Origin of the sequence: Cognatundibacterium oligocarboniphilum, assembly GCF_013377855.1 — a bacterium.
Taxonomy (GTDB): Bacteria; Pseudomonadota; Gammaproteobacteria; order Burkholderiales; family Burkholderiaceae_D; genus Undibacterium; species Undibacterium oligocarboniphilum.
Genome location: NZ_JABXYJ010000002.1, coordinates 63,112 through 79,702, shown reverse-complemented (window position 1 = coordinate 79,702; position 16,591 = coordinate 63,112). Strand labels below are relative to the sequence as shown.

Sequence of the window (16,591 nt, the reverse complement as noted above, 5' to 3'; positions counted from 1 at the left end):
TTCTATTTTTTTGTTTTAATAACTTATGTGACAATACCGGCCAGATGGCAGCGTATTCTGATGCCTGTCCGTATTGTCTGGTGTTTCGGGTGTGATGACTCATGCCAGGCTGCTGATCCGTTTATTCAAGGTTTATTTATGTCTGCAACGATCAAGCCGGGTCTGATTATTTTGCATAGCAATCAGCTGGAACAATTGAGTTCTGCGGTGTTTGAGTGGATTGGAAGAAATCCTTTGTCACCGCTGGAAAAAGAGATTTTCCTGGTGCAGTCAAACGGGGTTGCTGAATGGCTCAAGATCGCTCTGGCAGAACACTTCGATATTTGCGCCGCCAGCCGCATCGAATTACCAGGACGATTTTTGTGGACAATCTACCGGGCCATGCTGGGACGGGAACAGATTCCGCAAACCGCTTCACTGGATAAAGTGCCGCTGACCTGGCGACTGATGCGCCTGATTCCTGAATTGCTGGCGCTGCCGGACTTTGCGGGATTAAAGCAGTTTCTGGCAATAGGCGATGCCGAACGTCGTTACCAGCTTGTCTCGCGGATTGCAGACCTGATGGATTTATATCAGGTTTACCGCACCGACTGGTTACATGACTGGTCGCAGGGACTGGATCAGCTGCGCCGCGCGAATGGTGAAACCCAGCCGCTGACGAAGGATCAGCGTTGGCAGAGTGCGTTGTGGCGGGCTATCTTGCAGGACTTACCACCGGAGCAGCGTTTGCTGGGGCGGGTGAATGTGCATCAGCGTTTCATCGAAGCGGCACTCCGCCATGATACCCCGCACGGAACTTTGCCAAGACGTGTTGTTCTGTTTGGCATTTCTGCCTTGTCACGTCAGACTTTGGAGGCATTATCCGCCTTGTCGACGTATACCCAGGTGATTCTCGGTATTCCGAATCCCTGTCAGTATTTTTGGGGCGACATCATTGATGGACGCGAACTGTTCAAGTCGCAGATGAAGCGGCAGGCATACCGGAATCAACAGGATTTATCGCTGATTCCGCTGGAAGACCTGCATGCGCATGCGCATCCTTTATTGGCAAGCTGGGGAAGGATGGGGCGTGATTTTATCCGTATGCTGGATGATTTTGATCACGCTGGCGAAACCCGTGCCGGATTTCCGCAATTAAAAATAGATTTATTTTCAGAAGGCAGTGGTCATACCCTGCTGGAACAGGTACAGGCTGCGGTCAGGGATTTGCTGCCGATGGCAGAGCATCCCCGCTCCGGTGTCGCTGAAAATGATCGGTCTATCGAGTTTCACATCGCACACAGCGCGCAGCGTGAAATTGAAATTTTGCATGACCGTTTATTGTCCGTGTTCGGCAGTCAGAATATTCCAGCAATCCGCCCACGGGATGTGATTGTCATGGTGCCTGATATTACACAGTTCACGCCATCGATCCGGGCGGTATTTGATCAATATAAACACAGTGATGCCCGTTATATACCTTATGAAATCGGCGATTTGTCTGAGCGCAAAACACATCCGCTGATGGCCGCACTGGAATGGCTGCTGCGCTTGCCGCAACAGCGCTGCCAGCAGACAGAAATCATGGATTTGCTGGAAGTACCGGCTCTGGCCGGACGCTTTGGGCTGAAAGCGGAAGATGTCGCATTGCTGAAGCGCTGGATTGCCGGTGCAGGCATACGCTGGGGACTGAATCTGGCGCATCGTGCAGAACTGGGGCTCGGCGCTGCCGGCGAGCAGAATTCCTGGATGTTCGGCTTAAGACGAATGCTGTTGGGATATGCCAGCGGTGCAGCGATGCCTTATCAGGGGATTGAGCCGTATGCAGAAATTGCCGGTCTGGATTCCGCGCAGGCAGGTTGTTTAGCCGAACTGGTGACAGCACTGATCGACTGGCAGCTCAGGCTGACGCAATCGTGGCGACCGGAAGAGTGGGCAGTGCAGGCGCGGCAATTGCTGCAGGATTTTTTTACAGCGACCGGCGAGGCAGACCGCGCTTTGCTGGTCAGACTGGAAGATGCATTGGAAGACTGGCTGCATGCCTGTGAGCAGTCGGGCTTTGATGAGCCGGTTCCGCTGGCGGTGTTTCGTGAACCCTGGCTGTCTGGGGTGGACGAATCCACACTGACGCATCGCTTTATTTCCGGTGGCGTGACGTTCTGCACTTTCATGCCTATGCGTTCCATGCCGTTTCAGATGGTCTGCCTGTTGGGGATGAATGAAGGGGATTTCCCGCGTCACGCCAGTCAGATGGATTTCGATTTGCTGGCGTTGCCGGGCATGGCGCGACCGGGTGACCGTTCCCGGCGTGATGATGACCGCTATCTGATGCTGGAAGCGATTTTGTCTGCCCGCCAGAAGCTTTACATCAGCTGGGTTGGCAAGCATATCCGCGATAATTCAGAACAACCGCCTTCCGTGCTGGTTTCCCAGTTCAGAGAATATCTCGCTACTGGCTGGGCAATGAATTTGTCCGGGCACACGATGGAATATCCTATGCAGGCATTCAGCCGCCAATATTTTATGGCGAACGAAACACGTCCCCTGACTTATGCCCGGGAGTGGGGTGCAGCTTATCAGGCGGTACCTTCTGAAATGCTGCTGTCCGTGCTTCAGGACCGTCCAGACCTGACGGTTGATATTGACCCTGAATTTATTCTCAAAGTCGATGAACTGGGGCGGTTTCTGAAGCAGCCGGTCGCCTATTTTTTTCAGAAACGCCTGGGTGTGATCTTCGATCAGCATGTGCAGGAGACCGAGGCCGATGAGCCGCTCTGTCTGGATGCATTGCAGGAATATTTTCTCAATGAACGAATGATTGATAGCAGCATGTTGCCATCAGAGCCGGCAGAACTGGAGGTGCATTTGCAGCAGAAAGCAATGCAACTGAAGCGGGAAGGCGTACTGCCGGTTGGATGGGCCGGTCAGGCATGGCAGCGAAAGCTGGTGCAGGATGCCTTGCCTGTGCAGCTGGCATGGCTCAGTCTGATGCAGCAGTTTCCTGATCCGGCTGAAAAACGGGCTGCAGATTTTTTCTGGCAGGGGATACATTTGTCAGACTGGCTGCACAATTTGCGCACAGATCAGCAGCAGGTCGTTTTCTTAAAACAGATAGCCGGAAAAATCTGTCTGAAAGATGGCAGTCTGCGTATCGAAAAATTGATTGATATCTGGTTGTCCCTGTTATTGGGGGCAGCGGCAGACACACCACCGGGTGCGTATCTGATCGCCAGCGACGCTGTGTTGTATATGGCGCCGGTACCTGCGGAACAGGCGGCTTCTGTATTGCAGCAGCTGATCACTTACTGGAAACGCGGAATGAATGAGGTGTTGCCAGTTGCCTGTAAAACTGCGCTCGCATATATCGCAGAAGCAAACCCGCGTGATGTGTACGACGGTAGCATGCAGATACGGGGGGAGGTGAACAACCCTTATCTCGCCAGAATCTGGCCGGACTATGCTGCTATCAGTCATTGTGCCGACTGGGATCAGGTCAGCCGCGCTTTGTATGAACCGCTTTTTTTATGGGCAAAAGAAATCATCGTGGCGCCAATTGATGCGGATCAGGCCGGACAGGAGACTGTATGACGCATCGCCTCAATCCCGTCTGTTTTCCTTTGCATGGCAGTCGCCTGATTGAAGCCAGCGCCGGAACCGGAAAGACCTGGACCATCGCCGCCTTGTATCTGCGTCTGGTGCTGGGACATGGCGGAGCGGAGGGATTTTATCGTCCTTTGCACCCCTCAGAGATTCTGGTGATGACGTTCACTCGTGCAGCGACCCGGGAATTATCCGATCGTATCCGGCAACGTCTGGCTGCAGCAGCCTCCTATTTCCGTGAGGATGTACATCAAATAACGGATGATTTTCTGGAGCAGTTGCTGGCAACGTATTCGCAGACCCAGCGGCAGCAGGCTGCCTATCAGCTGCAGATGGCGGCAGATTCGATGGACAGTGCCGCCGTGTTCACGATTGATGCGTGGTGTCAGCGTATGCTGCGAGAGCATGCGTTCGATAGCGGCTGCCTGTTTGACGAAGAATTATTGAGTGACGAAACGGATCTGCTGAATAATGCAGTGCGTGATTACTGGCGCCAGCAGGTTTATCCGCTGGATAGCAAGGATTTTTCTGCGATCAGCAAGGTTTGGGAGGACGTTAGTGCATTGATGAAAATGGTGCGTCAGTTGATGCCTCATGCGGCAATGCTGAATGTCCCGGGAAATCTTTCATTGCAGGTATTTCTTCGCGAAACTCAGAATCGGCAAAGGGAAAAACTGCAGGTGCTGAAGCAGGGCTGGGAGCATATCGCCACTGAAATGCAGGCATGGTTTCTGGCACAGAGAGAGGTCGCCCCCAAACAATTCAATGGCAGGATGCTGAAGCCGGAAACGGTAGACCAGTGGCTGACCAATCTCCGGATATGGGCGCTTGATCCGGATCTGCATTTGCCGGAAGGATTTGACAAGGCCGCCGCTAAACTGACGCCGGAAGCGTTGCTGGCTGCGTGCAATAAAAATTATAGTCCGCAGATTCCGGATAACTTCGCCAGAATCGCTTCTCTTGCACAGGATTTGCAGCAGCTGGAGCCTTTGCGGCACGCCTTATGCCGTCATGCGGTGACTGTCATTCAGCAAAGACTGGAACTGTTAAAGAGCCACCGGCGACAATTCGGTTTCAGCGATATGCTGGAACGCTTAAAGCAGGCATTGACGGGGCTGCATGGCGCGTCATTGCAACAGCGTATCGCGCAACAGTATCCGGTTGCCATGATTGACGAATTTCAGGATACCTCGCCATCGCAATATACGATTTTTGATGCGATTTACCAGGTGCATAATAATCTGCCGGAGCGTGGCTTATTCCTGATTGGAGATCCCAAGCAATCGATTTATGGGTTCCGGGGGGCGGATATTCACAGTTATCTGGCAGCACGGCGTGCGACAGCCGGTCGGCATTACCTTTTAGGGACGAATTTTCGTTCCACGCAGGCGCTGGTGACGGCGGTCAACCATTTGTTCCTGCATGCTGAACGACATACCGATCCTGCGTTTGGTGCCGGCGCTTTTCGCTTCAGAACCGGAAACGACGATCCGTTACCGTTTGAAGCTGTTAAAGCGTCCGGAAAAAGCGAGACCCTGCTGGATGATGGGCAGACAGTACATGCCCTGAATTTTTTCGTCACGGAAAATGCAGAGCTGAAACGGGATGAATACCTGTCGTTTTTTGCGGAGCACTGCGCCGAACACATTGTGCAGCGCCTGAATTGCGCTGCGACCGGCTTTCACCGTGACGGTCATTTCCAGCGGTTGCAGGCTGCGGACATCGCGATTCTGGTCCGGGACCGGAATGAGGCAGAAGCGATACGCGCAGCGCTGCAGAAACGTCGGGTTGCCAGTGTGTATTTATCGGATCAGGATTCGGTGCTTAACAGCCAGGAGGCTAGTGATGTCCTGCGCTGGCTGCGTGCATTTGCTTATCCTTTGGATACCGGAACCGGACGGGCCGCCTATGCGACCCGGACCGTCGGGTTGAGCGTATCCGAACTGATACACCTGGCTTCCGATGACGAAGCCTGGGATCTCCGGACAGAGCAGTTGAAAACCTTGCAGGGCATCTGGCAGCGCCAGGGTGTTCTGGCTGCGATCCGGCATTTCATTCATGACCTGGAATTGCCGGCAAAGTTATTGAACCAGCCGGGCGGCGAGCGCAGCATGACGAATCTGCTGCATCTGGCGGAATTACTGGAAAGCGCCAGCCTGCAGCTCGATGGCGAGCTGGCGCTGATCCGCTGGCTGGCCGAGCAGATTGCCGCTGAACATACTGCTTCTGATGAACATATTCTGCGTCTGGAAAGTGATGCGCGCCTGGTCAAGGTCATCACAGTACACAAGTCAAAAGGCTTGCAGTATCCGTTGGTATATCTGCCGTTTGCGGTTTCCACCAGGACGGTGACGAGGATGAACCGCAGTTTTATTGATTACACTGATGCAGATGGCATTCGGAAAATTGATCTGCATTTGTCAGACGAAGCCTTGTCCGCCGCCAACCAGCGCCGCAAGGAGGAAGATCTGCGTTTGTTGTATGTCGCACTGACCCGTTCCGTGCATACGGTGTGGCTCGGCGTGGCGTCCAACCAGAATAAAATCCATGAGTCAGCATTAGGTTATTTGCTGGCTGGCGAGGCTGCATTGCCTGCTGCACATCTGGTTGAAAGATTGCGGAACATGCAGGGCGATTGTCGGGAGATCGCGATTGTCGTTGAGGAATCCATGCCGGAGCTGAGTTTGCTGAAGGATGTGGATGCGCAGCCAACTTATGTCACGTTGGCAGCCTATGCCGGTAATGTCGAAAAGGATTGGATGATTGGCAGTTTTTCCGCCATGACCAGGGCTCTGGCGGGTGGTACAGGTAATGCCCCGCTGCGTCATCAGGATCGCAGGTTGCTGGAGGATGAAGAGGTGCCGCTGCAGATTGAAACATCGCCCGCCGCCTGGCATCGTTTTCCTCGCGGTGTCCTGCCCGGACAGTTTTTGCATGCGCAGCTGGAATGGATGGGCAACGATGGGTTCGGCAACGTTGCAGCAAGTGATTTCGATGCCAGGCTGACGGACCGCTGCCAGCGTGCAGGATGGGCTCACCATGCCGATGATCTTTCTGAGTGGCTCAAAGCAGTCATGCAGACAAAGCTGGGTCCAACAAATACCTGTCTGGCGGAATTGACGACCTATATACCGGAAATGGAGTTCTGGTTTCCGTGCGAGAAATTCAATACCCGGGAAATGGATGCACTTTGCCGGGATTTTTTCCTGTCAGGGGTGACAAGAGAAGCGTTGAGTGAAAAACGCATGCAGGGTTTGCTGATGGGCTTTGCCGATCTGGTATTTGAGTATCAAGGAAAGTATTGGGTGCTGGATTATAAGTCCAATCAGCTGGGCGGTAATGATGGCAGCTATACGCAGGCTGCGCTGGCAGGTGCCATGGCTGCACATCGCTATGATGTGCAGGGAGTGATCTACATGCTGGCGCTGCACCGTTTGCTGCGCTCACGTCTTGGTGATGCTTATGCGCCGGAACAGCATCTGGGCGGGGCACTGTTTTTCTTTTTGCGCGGACTCGGCAATCAGGAAACACGTGGCTGCTACTGCCTGTCTGCGGATAATGGACTGCCGGAGAGACTGGACCAACTGATGCGTCATGGATAAAAACAGAATGGATTTGAATCGTATGCCGCTTTCCTCCAGTGATTTATTGATCCGTTTCCGATATCAGAGTACTCAAGGGACGGTGCGTCATCTGACAGCCGCTTTTGTCCAATTCCTGATGGATCTTGGTTTGCACGACACCAGGTTGCTGCTGGCGGCAGCTGTCTTAAGCGAAATGGAAGCACATGGACACAGCTGTGTGCCGCTGGACGTGATCTCCGCTACTTCCCCCGGTCTGCTGGGGTGGAGTGATGCCGTCTGGCATACCATCACGGAGGGCTTGGATTTTCCTGATGGGGTTGACGCATGGCGGGAGCTTGCGCTCCAGTGTGAGCAGATTTTTGTGACTGATGTACAGCAGGACCGGCAGCAGCCGCTGGTGCTGGATCAGGGGCGTTTGTATCTGCGTCGTTACTGGCGTTACGAGATGGCGATTGCTGCCGCGGTAAAGCAACGTGTTTCCAGCCAGCTGCCAGTGCCACCAGAAAAAGTGCGGAAATGGCTGGATCTGTTGTTTGATGTTTCCGGGAATGCCGGAGGAGAGACCGACTGGCAGAAGGTGGCTTGCGCGGTTGCCGTGCGTAGTCGTTTTGCCATCATTACAGGCGGGCCAGGCACCGGAAAAACCTACACAGTGGCGCGTTTGCTGGCATTGTTATCTGCGATTTCCGATGCGCCGGATCAATTGCGCATTGCGCTGGCAGCGCCGACCGGGAAAGCAGCCGCCCGACTGAAGCAGTCTATTGACGGTGCTCTGGCAGAACTGGTGTTCAAACTGGGCGATACACTTCCGCTGCCGGAGATAGCCCGTAAGATCGGTCCTGCACGTACCTTGCACAGTCTGCTTGGCGCGCGCCCCGATACACGTGCATTTCGCCATCACGCGGGTAATCCGCTGGATATTGACCTCCTGATTGTAGATGAGGCATCCATGGTGCACCTGGAAATGATGACCAGCCTGTTGGACGCGCTGCCGGCAAATGCAACACTGATTTTGCTGGGAGACAAAGACCAGCTCGCATCGGTTGAAGCCGGTGCTGTGCTGGGGGATTTATGCGGTGAAGCAGGCGCTGGAGCGTATCGACCTGAAACCATCGCTTATATTGCTGCCGCCAGTGGCCAGCACCTGACATTGAACGATGCAGGTCAGGGTAGTCCGCTGGCGCAGCAGACAGTCATGCTGAAACACAGCAGGCGCTTCAGCGGTGCGATCGGTGCGCTGGCGCAGGCGGTGAACCGGAGCGGCGCAGGAACAACGCTGGCATGTCTGCGGCAAAAACCTGATCAGGAGTTGTGCTGGAAAGAACATTTGCCACCGCAAGGTATTGCAGAACTCGCTTTCGCCGGAAGAGAGGGAGCATCTGGCAGCTATCAGGAATATCTGTCGCTGCTGGCACAACAGCCACATTCTGATAATGAAATGGTCAGTGAAGCAGAATTCCATGCATGGGTGGTAGCTGTTATCCGGGCATTTGAATCGTTTCGCCTGTTATGCGCCGTCAGGGACGGGGAATGGGGTGTATCCGGTCTGAATCAGGTGGTTGAAAAATATCTGGATGCCAAAGGACTGATTCGCCGCCGTCATGAATGGTATGTCGGCAGGCCCGTGATGGTGATGCAGAATGATTACAGCATCGGCGTATTTAACGGTGATATCGGCATGACCCTGCCGGACAGGGTCAAGCCAGAGGTGATGCGGGTATATTTTCTGGACGGGGAACGGGTCCGACAGGTTTTGACATCCAGGTTGCGTCATGTGGAGACGGCATTTGCGATGACGATTCACAAATCTCAGGGGTCAGAGTTCACTCATGCAGCCATGGTATTGCCGGCAGAAGTCAATCCTGTCATGACCCGTGAACTGGTGTACACCGGAATTACCCGCGCCAGAAAATATTTTACTCTGGTTGCCGCATCTGCCGCTGTGTTACGTTACGCCATAGAACATCAGACGCACCGGATCGGCGGATTGCAGGAAATGCTGCATGGGTAGTAAGCTTGTTTCTGCCGGATCAGGAATGCTTACTCCTTGAGAGTGGGATTGCGGGACAATCGGGCAGATTCTGTCCAGATTCTGATATGGGGCCGGTTGAAAGTCTTTATAATTTCAGGGGGCTTGAAAGTTACTTCCAAAGCAACTAAAGTCGCACCGGACACAGGATTTTGGTCTGCCTGTCCGGACCGCAGAAATATTATTTCCCCGACTTACCTGATTTGCTCAGGCAGATTGGATCAGGAAAAGAAATCAATTAATTCATTGTCTTTAAGGTAATCATGATCGATCAGATAGTGAATGCAAATATGAATAGTATGAGTAAACAGAAACAGGAATTCACCGTGATCGCAGGGCAAAACATTCCCCGGCACATCGCCATTATTATGGATGGTAACGGACGCTGGGCTAAGAAACGGTTTTTGCCCCGTTTTGCCGGACATGCCAAAGGTGTCAAAGCAGTTGGTAAAGTCGCGAAGGCTTGCGTGGATCGTGGTGTCGAGTATCTGACCCTGTTTGCGTTCAGCTCCGAAAACTGGCGCAGGCCTCCGGATGAAGTGTCTTTGTTAATGAAGCTGTTCCGCAAGGTTTTGGTCGGTGAAGTCAAGAATATGTGTGCGAATAATATCCGGCTCAAAGTGATCGGGGATATCGGGCGCTTCGATGAGGATTTGCAAAAACTGATTCATGATACAGAAGAGAAAACTGCCGCCAACACCCGGCTGACGTTGACGATCTGTGCCAATTACGGTGGGCGCTGGGATATCGTGAATGCCTGCAATGCCTTGCTCAGGTCCGGTGTGCAGCCGGGTGAGATTACGGAAGAGATCCTGTCTGAACATTTGTCCATGTCGTATGCACCTCCTCCGGACATGCTGATCCGCACTGGCGGAGAGGCACGGATATCGAATTTTCTGTTATGGCAAATGGCCTATTCCGAGTTCTTTTTCACGGATACCTATTGGCCGGATTTTGATACAGATTCACTTGATGAAGCTATCCTCTCCTACCAGAAAAGAGAACGCCGGTTCGGTCGTACCAGTGAGCAATTGGTCAAAGAGGGGTTGGCTGCCGGCCAGTAGTGTGATTTGAAAAGTCAGTTGTTCTCATATTCAGACAAAACGTCAGCTTTCATTTTATTGGGAATTTGATCAATGATTAAAGTTGTTCCGGTTGTTCTTTGCGGCGGTTCTGGTACCCGTCTGTGGCCTTTATCCCGGGGTGGATTTCCTAAGCAGTTTCTGGTGTTATCCGGAAAAGACAGCCTGTTCCAGCAAGCGGTGCAGCGAGTGAATGATATTGCTGCACAGGATGTGCAGATTGGACAGACGCTGATTGTGACCAATGAAGAACATCGTTTTCTGGCGCTCGATCAGCTGCGTGAATTGAAGAATGTATCTGCCAGCTTGCTGTTGGAACCTGTTGGAAAAAACACCGCTCCGGCACTGACGCTGGCGGCACTGGCATCGATGGCGGAGGGGGACGATCCGGTACTGGTTGTTACGCCGGCAGATCAGACGGTCGGTGATCCGGATGCTTTCAGGGAAGCGCTGCGGCAGAGTGTGCGGGTGGCTCAATCGGGAGATATCGTCATTCTGGGAGTCACGCCTGACAGGCCGGAAACTGGCTACGGGTATATCCGGCACGATGGCGCGGCTGGCTTGTACGGTGAATACACGGTCAGGCAGTTTGCCGAAAAACCGGATGTAATCACTGCCCGGCATTATCTCGACAGCGGTGAATATGTCTGGAACAGCGGCATGTTTATCTTGCGTGCCAGTACCTGGCTGAAGGCATTGCAGCAATTCCGTCCGGATATTGCTGAGACAACGCAGATTTCCTGGCAGGAGCGCAGTACCGATGCGCAGTTCATACGGCCGGCAGAGGCAGCTTTCCGGCAGATTCCTGCCGAGTCGATTGACTATGCGGTCATGGAGCAGTGTCCTGTGTCTGCGTTACCAATTCGCATGATTCCCCTGAATGCTGGCTGGAATGACCTGGGAGCCTGGGATGCGGTCTGGCAGACCGGGAACCAGGATGCGCAAGGGAATGTCTGCCACGGCGACGTGTTGCAGACGGATACCGGAAATAGTCTGATTTATTCTTCCGGCAGACTGGTCAGCACGGTTGGCGTCAGTAATCTTATTGTGATTGAAACGCCGGATGCCGTACTGGTGGCAGACCGCAGCCGGAGTCAGGATGTGAAAGCGATTGTATCCATGCTTGGGGAGCAGAAAAGAACCGAGCATACGTTGCACCGGAAAGTGCATCGTCCATGGGGGTGGTATGACAGCATTGATGAAGAAGAGCGTTTCAAGGTCAAGCGTATTCAGGTCAAGCCGGGTGCCAGCCTGAGTCTGCAGAAACACCATCACCGTGCGGAACACTGGATCGTCGTGCGCGGTACGGCAGAAGTCACTTGCGGTGACAAGGTCAGTCTGGTGACTGAAAACCAGTCAACCTATATCCCGCTCGGAGAAATGCACAGACTCGCTAATCCGGGAACCATCCCGCTGGAAATCATTGAAGTACAGTCGGGCAGTTATCTTGGCGAAGACGATATTGTGCGCTTTGATGATTTTTATGGCAGGACAAAAAAATAATCGCCGGTTGATGTATGTCATTGCGGCGTCATGATCGTTTGATATGATCTATCCCAGCTGCTGTACATACAACCGATATGTATGACGGCAGTGAGGTGAGTCGGGTCTGCTAACGCGGACTGACCACCGTCCTGAATTAACGATACGGAGCAAGGCAATTGTCCTTGCTCCGTATTTTTTTGTGATGTGGTATCGGGAAAGACAGAGGTACAGGTCTTTGAGCACCTGCGTTTATTTGTCTGGTTTACTGCGAAAGGCTCTGGGGGTAACGCCCGTCCATTCGCGAAATGCGTGTTGAAAAGCACTTTGTTCCTGATAACCCAGCAAAAAAGCAATTTCGGCCAGGCTCAGATGGTGCTGGCGCAGATAATTTTCAGCCAGCGACTGACGGGTCTGATCCAGTAGTTGTTGATAAGGGATGCCAGCCTGGGTCAGTTTGCGCTGCAGGGTACGCTGGCTCATATTCAGTTCCACGGCAATATCTGCCAATCTCGCCTGATCCTGCGCCAGATGACGCAGGATGACCGAACGTACCTGGCTGACGATGTCCTCTCTTTGCGCTGCCTGCTGTTTTTGCAGCAACAGCAATTCTGCATGCTGTTGCAAGACAGGGTACATGCTGGCATCGGCATTGGGTACGGGCCAGCTTAACAGGTCCGATGGCAGGCTGGCATGATTCATCGGGGCATCGAAATAGACCAACTCACCAAACAAACGATGATGCTCACTCAGGTCGTCGGGTGCCGCATGGGAAAAATACACAGGAACAGGCGGCAGGTCCGTGCCTGCAAACCACTGACCGAACACGCGTATTCCGGCAAACACACTTTCCACCAGATGGCGGGAGGCATCCGGAAAATGGCTGTGCCACTGGTATTGGGCAATCTCACCGCGGATATCCAGCGATGAACGCCCCAGATCATGCGCGAGCCCTTCGTAACGCATGGTTTGCTGAAATGCCTGTCCGAAATTTTTGCAGCACATCAGAATCATGCCGTACACATTATAGGTTCCCAGCCGGAAGCGTTCCCCTGCATGCAAGCCAAAGTGTGGATCGTTGCAAAGCGCTGCTCCGCTGTCGAGCAGGCGCAGATAAGTGCCGGTGCTGATGCTGTCCGGTGCGGTATCAAGCCAGTTGCCCGGCAAACCAGCCATCCCGGCAAGTGCCGCCAGGTCGCAACTGCGCTCATGCAGCAATTCCAGGATTGGCTGCACATAAGCAATGGCAACACGCCCCTCAGATCGGGCGGGTGCTGTCGGGATAGATGGCAGTGGCATGTTTCAGCAATTTTCCTGTCATGAAAACACAATACAAAATCCGGCAATTTTTTTAATCTTGGCGGCAAGTATAACAAGAGAGTTATGCCGGGATGGTTCCCGATGTGCATTCAAAGGAGAGGGTATGCGGCGCTGGAATGGTTGGGGGGATGATTCTGTGGAGCAGAAACTGAGTCCGGAAGCCTTGTTTTTTCTTGCAGAACAAATTGGTGAGGGAAAGCCGGTGCCGGATGCGGATTTACAGCAAGTCTGTCGCCGGGTTCCGGACAGTCGTCTGGCACCGCACGACCTGATCAGCACCGATCCGGCAGAGCGGATTCGTCATAGTCTGGGGCAGAGTCTGCCGGATTGGCTGCAGCTGCGTTACGGACGTATTGAACGGGTGCCGGATGGGGTCGCGTTTCCGGAAAACGCAGAACAGGTCAGGGAGCTGCTCAGTTATGCGACTCGTCATCAGGTGATCGTGATTCCCTATGGAGGCGGGACCAGTGTGGCGGGACATCTGACGGTACCGGCTGCAACGCAGCCGGTATTGAGCATCAGTATCCGGCGTATGCGGCGTATGCTGCATCTGGAACGGGAGTCGCAATTAGCGACGTTCGAGGCCGGTGTGTTCGGGCCAGACCTGGAAGCGCAATTGCGTGCCCAGGGTTATACGCTCGGGCATTTTCCGCAATCGTTTGAATATTCCACACTAGGCGGCTGGGTGGTGACCCGCTCATCGGGGCAACAGTCTTTGCGTTATGGCCGGATTGAGCAGTTATTTGCCGGGGGCCGTCTGGAAACACCGGCGGGAAGCTGGTACCTGCCTGCTTTTCCTGCCTCGGCGGCGGGTCCTGACTTGCGAGAACTGGTGTTGGGATCGGAAGGACGCTTAGGTCTGTTGACGGAAGCGACTATACGGGTCAGTCGCCTGCCGGAATGCGAAGAGTTTCACGGTGTGTTTTTTCCGGATTGGGATTCTGCTCAGGTTGCGGTCCGGAGCATGGTGCAGGAAAAATTCCCGCTGTCGATGTTGCGTCTGTCAAATCCGCTGGAAACCACGACCAGTCTGGCACTGGCTGGTCATGCGGGTCTGATTGGCTGGCTGGAGAAATACCTGCGCTGGCGCGGCTGCGGTCAGCAGAAATGCCTGTTGTTGCTGGGTGCCAGTGGAAATCGTGCCACAGTCCGGCAGACAGTGCGCCGGGCAATGAAGCTGGTGCGTGAGCAAGGCGGCGTGACGGTTGGTCAATACATGGGTAAGAAATGGAAGCAGGGGCGATTTCAGAATGTTTATCTGCGCAATACGCTCTGGCAGCATGGGTACGCCATCGATACCGTGGAAACAGCTTGTAACTGGACTGCCGTCAAACAAATGATACAGGCGGTTGAACAGGCCGCGACTGATGCGCTGGCAGAGGACGATGAACGGATTCACGCCTATACCCATTTGTCGCATTTGTATGCGCAAGGTGCCAGCGTTTACACCACATTTGTGTTCCGGTTGAGCGGCGATTATGCAACCGATCTGGCGCGCTGGAAAAAAATGAAGCATGCCGTTTCGCAAACGATCGTCATGCATGGCGGAACCATCAGCCATCAGCATGGAGTCGGCAGCGATCATGCGCCTTATCTGCAGGCAGAAAAGGGCGCGGCAGGAATGGCGGCGTTACGTCAGGTATTTTCGACAGTTGATCCGCAGGGACTGATGAACCCGGGTAAATTGCTGACTGCCCCCGTTTCCGACGGAGTTATCGTATGAATCCAGATCATTGGCAGGCAAGACGGCAGGCTGTGCTGGGCAGCAGCCTGACGACACCGGAATCACAGTGGGATATGCTGGTGATTGGCGGCGGTATTACCGGAGCCGGAATCTGCCTGGAAGCGGCACGTCGCGGGTTGAAAGTATTGCTGGTGGAACAGCGTGATTTTGCCTGGGGCACTTCCAGTCGTTCTTCTAAACTGGTGCACGGCGGCCTGCGTTATCTGAGCGAAGGCAAATGGTCATTGACGCGTGACGCGGTGCAGGAGCGGCAGCGTCTACTGCATGACATGCCGGGACTGGTTGAAATGCAGAGTTTTGCTTTTGCTGATTATGCAGGCCGGAAGCCCGGGCGCTGGCTGTTTTCGCTGGGGCTGGCGCTGTATGATCGCATGGCGGGGCAGCGCGGGCGGCACTATTATCCAGCCAGTGAATTTCTGATGCTGGTGCCGGGGATAGGCAGAGATCAATTAAAAGGCGGTCTGTGCTATGACGATGCAAAGACCGATGATGCAAGGCTGGTGCTGCGGGTGTTGCAGGAAGCCCGTGAAGCCGGAGCCTGTACGATGAATTATCTCGCGGTAGAGGAAATCTGCTATACCGGTCAGCAAGCCAGCGGCGCGTTGCTGAAAGACACGCTCGACGGAAAGAGTTACCGGATTCAGGCAAGGGCAGTGGTGAATGCAACCGGCGTCTGGGCTGACCGTTTGCGGCTTCCGGCTGCTGATAAACATATCCGCCCTCTGCGCGGCAGCCATCTGGTCTTTCCGTCATGGCGGCTGCCGGTGGCGCAAGCGGTCAGTCTCATGCATCCGCGCGATGGTAGACCGGTATTCATGTTCCCGTGGGAAGGCGCGACACTGGTCGGTACCACGGATGTCGATCACTGTGAGGATTTACAGCAGGAGGCATCGATTACCAAAGACGAAGTGCTGTATCTAATGGAGGCGTTGCAATGGCAGTTTCCGGCGCTTCAAATCGGCACCGGGGATATTATCTCGACGTATGCCGGGGTGCGTCCGGTAATCGGTAGTGGTAAGGTAGACCCATCCAGGGAAGGGCGCGATCATACCGTCTGGCAGGAGCAGGGCTTAATCAGCGTTGCCGGCGGTAAGCTGACTACTTTCCGGCTGATAGCGCTGGATGTGCTGCGTCATGTGGCAACTCTGCTGCCAGACTGGCGTTATGTGGAAAATATGCAGGGGAACGCATCAGCGGCAGAATTACGACCGATTGCCGCGCAAGGTGTCAGTGAATCTGTCTGGCAACGTCTGCAAGGCCGCTACGGCCGACAGGCCAAATATATTCTGGACTGCATGCAGAATGGGGAGCTGGAGCGGATTTCCGGAAGCGATACCCTGTGGGTGGAATTACGTTGGGCGGCGCGGCATGAATCGGTGATGCGCCTGGAGGATCTGATGCTGCGCCGTACCCGGCTTGGTTTATTGTTGCCGGCAGGCGGTATGGGGCACATGCCGCGCATCCGACGGATTTGCCAGCCTGAATTGGGTTGGGGGGATACGCAATGGGAAACTCAACAGCATGCTTATCAGGAGTTGTGGCAAAGGAATTATTCCCTGCCACCGGATTTACCAGCGCTGCCAGAGGCAGACTGACTCGGTGGATCAGTGGAAAGCGCATGATGGTTGGCGGCAGACTTAGTACTATCTCGCGGGCCAGTGCAGGAAAAAAATAATTAAAACGATTACAGACAATCACCGACAATAACAAAAAGACTGACGCAACAGCGTGCTCATAGACGGCGCGCCGTGGGCAGCACAAACCTGATACG

8 protein-coding genes are annotated in these 16,591 nt (G+C 54.0%); 7 read left to right on the top strand and 1 reads right to left on the bottom strand.

Annotation, left to right across the window (positions count from 1 at the left end):
- Positions 1 to 138: 138 nt before the first annotated feature.
- The 5 genes from recC (at position 139) to HV832_RS03365 (ending at position 11,777) form a co-directional block, all read left to right on the top strand.
- Complete coding sequence (gene recC / locus HV832_RS03385; RefSeq protein ID WP_176802165.1) at positions 139 to 3,567, top strand: exodeoxyribonuclease V subunit gamma; 3,429 nt, start codon at positions 139 to 141, stop codon at positions 3,565 to 3,567.
- Positions 3,564 to 7,181 carry an exodeoxyribonuclease V subunit beta gene (gene recB, locus HV832_RS03380; protein WP_176802164.1) on the top strand — a complete coding sequence of 1,206 codons (3,618 nt, stop codon included), beginning with the start codon at positions 3,564 to 3,566 and terminating at the stop codon, positions 7,179 to 7,181. The genes recC and recB overlap by 4 nt, the downstream gene beginning before the upstream one ends.
- Positions 7,182 to 7,188: 7 nt before the next feature.
- Positions 7,189 to 9,174 carry an exodeoxyribonuclease V subunit alpha gene (recD, locus tag HV832_RS03375; RefSeq protein WP_223827123.1) on the top strand — a complete coding sequence of 662 codons (1,986 nt, stop codon included), beginning with the start codon at positions 7,189 to 7,191 and terminating at the stop codon, positions 9,172 to 9,174.
- A 317-nt stretch (positions 9,175 to 9,491) separates the two neighbouring features.
- Positions 9,492 to 10,256, top strand: coding sequence for an undecaprenyl pyrophosphate synthase (locus HV832_RS03370; RefSeq protein WP_176802163.1), 765 nt, complete (start codon positions 9,492 to 9,494; stop codon positions 10,254 to 10,256).
- Between the two features lie 72 nt (positions 10,257 to 10,328).
- Positions 10,329 to 11,777 (top strand): mannose-1-phosphate guanylyltransferase/mannose-6-phosphate isomerase, encoded by a 1,449-nt coding sequence (locus tag HV832_RS03365; protein WP_176802162.1) that lies wholly within the window; start codon positions 10,329 to 10,331, stop codon positions 11,775 to 11,777.
- A gap of 231 nt (positions 11,778 to 12,008) precedes the next feature.
- Here the strand turns inward: HV832_RS03365 and HV832_RS03360 are convergent, their stop codons facing one another.
- Positions 12,009 to 13,055, bottom strand: coding sequence for an AraC family transcriptional regulator (locus HV832_RS03360; RefSeq protein ID WP_176802161.1), 1,047 nt, complete (start codon positions 13,053 to 13,055; stop codon positions 12,009 to 12,011).
- A gap of 124 nt (positions 13,056 to 13,179) precedes the next feature.
- On the opposite strand from HV832_RS03360, the gene HV832_RS03355 reads away from it, so the two are divergent.
- Both HV832_RS03355 and HV832_RS03350 read left to right on the top strand, forming a co-directional pair.
- Entirely contained in the window at positions 13,180 to 14,799 is a 1,620-nt protein-coding gene (locus HV832_RS03355) for an FAD-binding oxidoreductase (protein WP_176802160.1), read from the top strand.
- The gene (locus HV832_RS03350) at positions 14,796 to 16,415 is read left to right on the top strand and encodes a glycerol-3-phosphate dehydrogenase/oxidase (protein ID WP_176802159.1); all 1,620 of its coding nucleotides are present in this window, start codon (positions 14,796 to 14,798) and stop codon (positions 16,413 to 16,415) included. Before HV832_RS03355 ends, HV832_RS03350 begins: the two co-directional genes overlap by 4 nt.
- Positions 16,416 to 16,591: the final 176 nt, after the last annotated feature.

Excerpts from the sequence above, each read along its gene's own strand:
- recC (WP_176802165.1), top strand. The coding sequence starts at position 139 with ATGTCTGCAACGATCAAGCCGGGTCTGATTATTTTGCATAGCAATCAG.
- recB (WP_176802164.1), top strand. The coding sequence starts at position 3,564 with ATGACGCATCGCCTCAATCCCGTCTGTTTTCCTTTGCATGGCAGTCGC.
- recD (WP_223827123.1), top strand. The coding sequence starts at position 7,189 with ATGGATTTGAATCGTATGCCGCTTTCCTCCAGTGATTTATTGATCCGT.
- HV832_RS03370 (WP_176802163.1), top strand. The coding sequence starts at position 9,492 with ATGAGTAAACAGAAACAGGAATTCACCGTGATCGCAGGGCAAAACATT.
- HV832_RS03365 (WP_176802162.1), top strand. The coding sequence starts at position 10,329 with ATGATTAAAGTTGTTCCGGTTGTTCTTTGCGGCGGTTCTGGTACCCGT.
- HV832_RS03360 (WP_176802161.1), bottom strand. The coding sequence starts at position 13,055 with ATGCCACTGCCATCTATCCCGACAGCACCCGCCCGATCTGAGGGGCGT.
- HV832_RS03355 (WP_176802160.1), top strand. The coding sequence starts at position 13,180 with ATGCGGCGCTGGAATGGTTGGGGGGATGATTCTGTGGAGCAGAAACTG.
- HV832_RS03350 (WP_176802159.1), top strand. The coding sequence starts at position 14,796 with ATGAATCCAGATCATTGGCAGGCAAGACGGCAGGCTGTGCTGGGCAGC.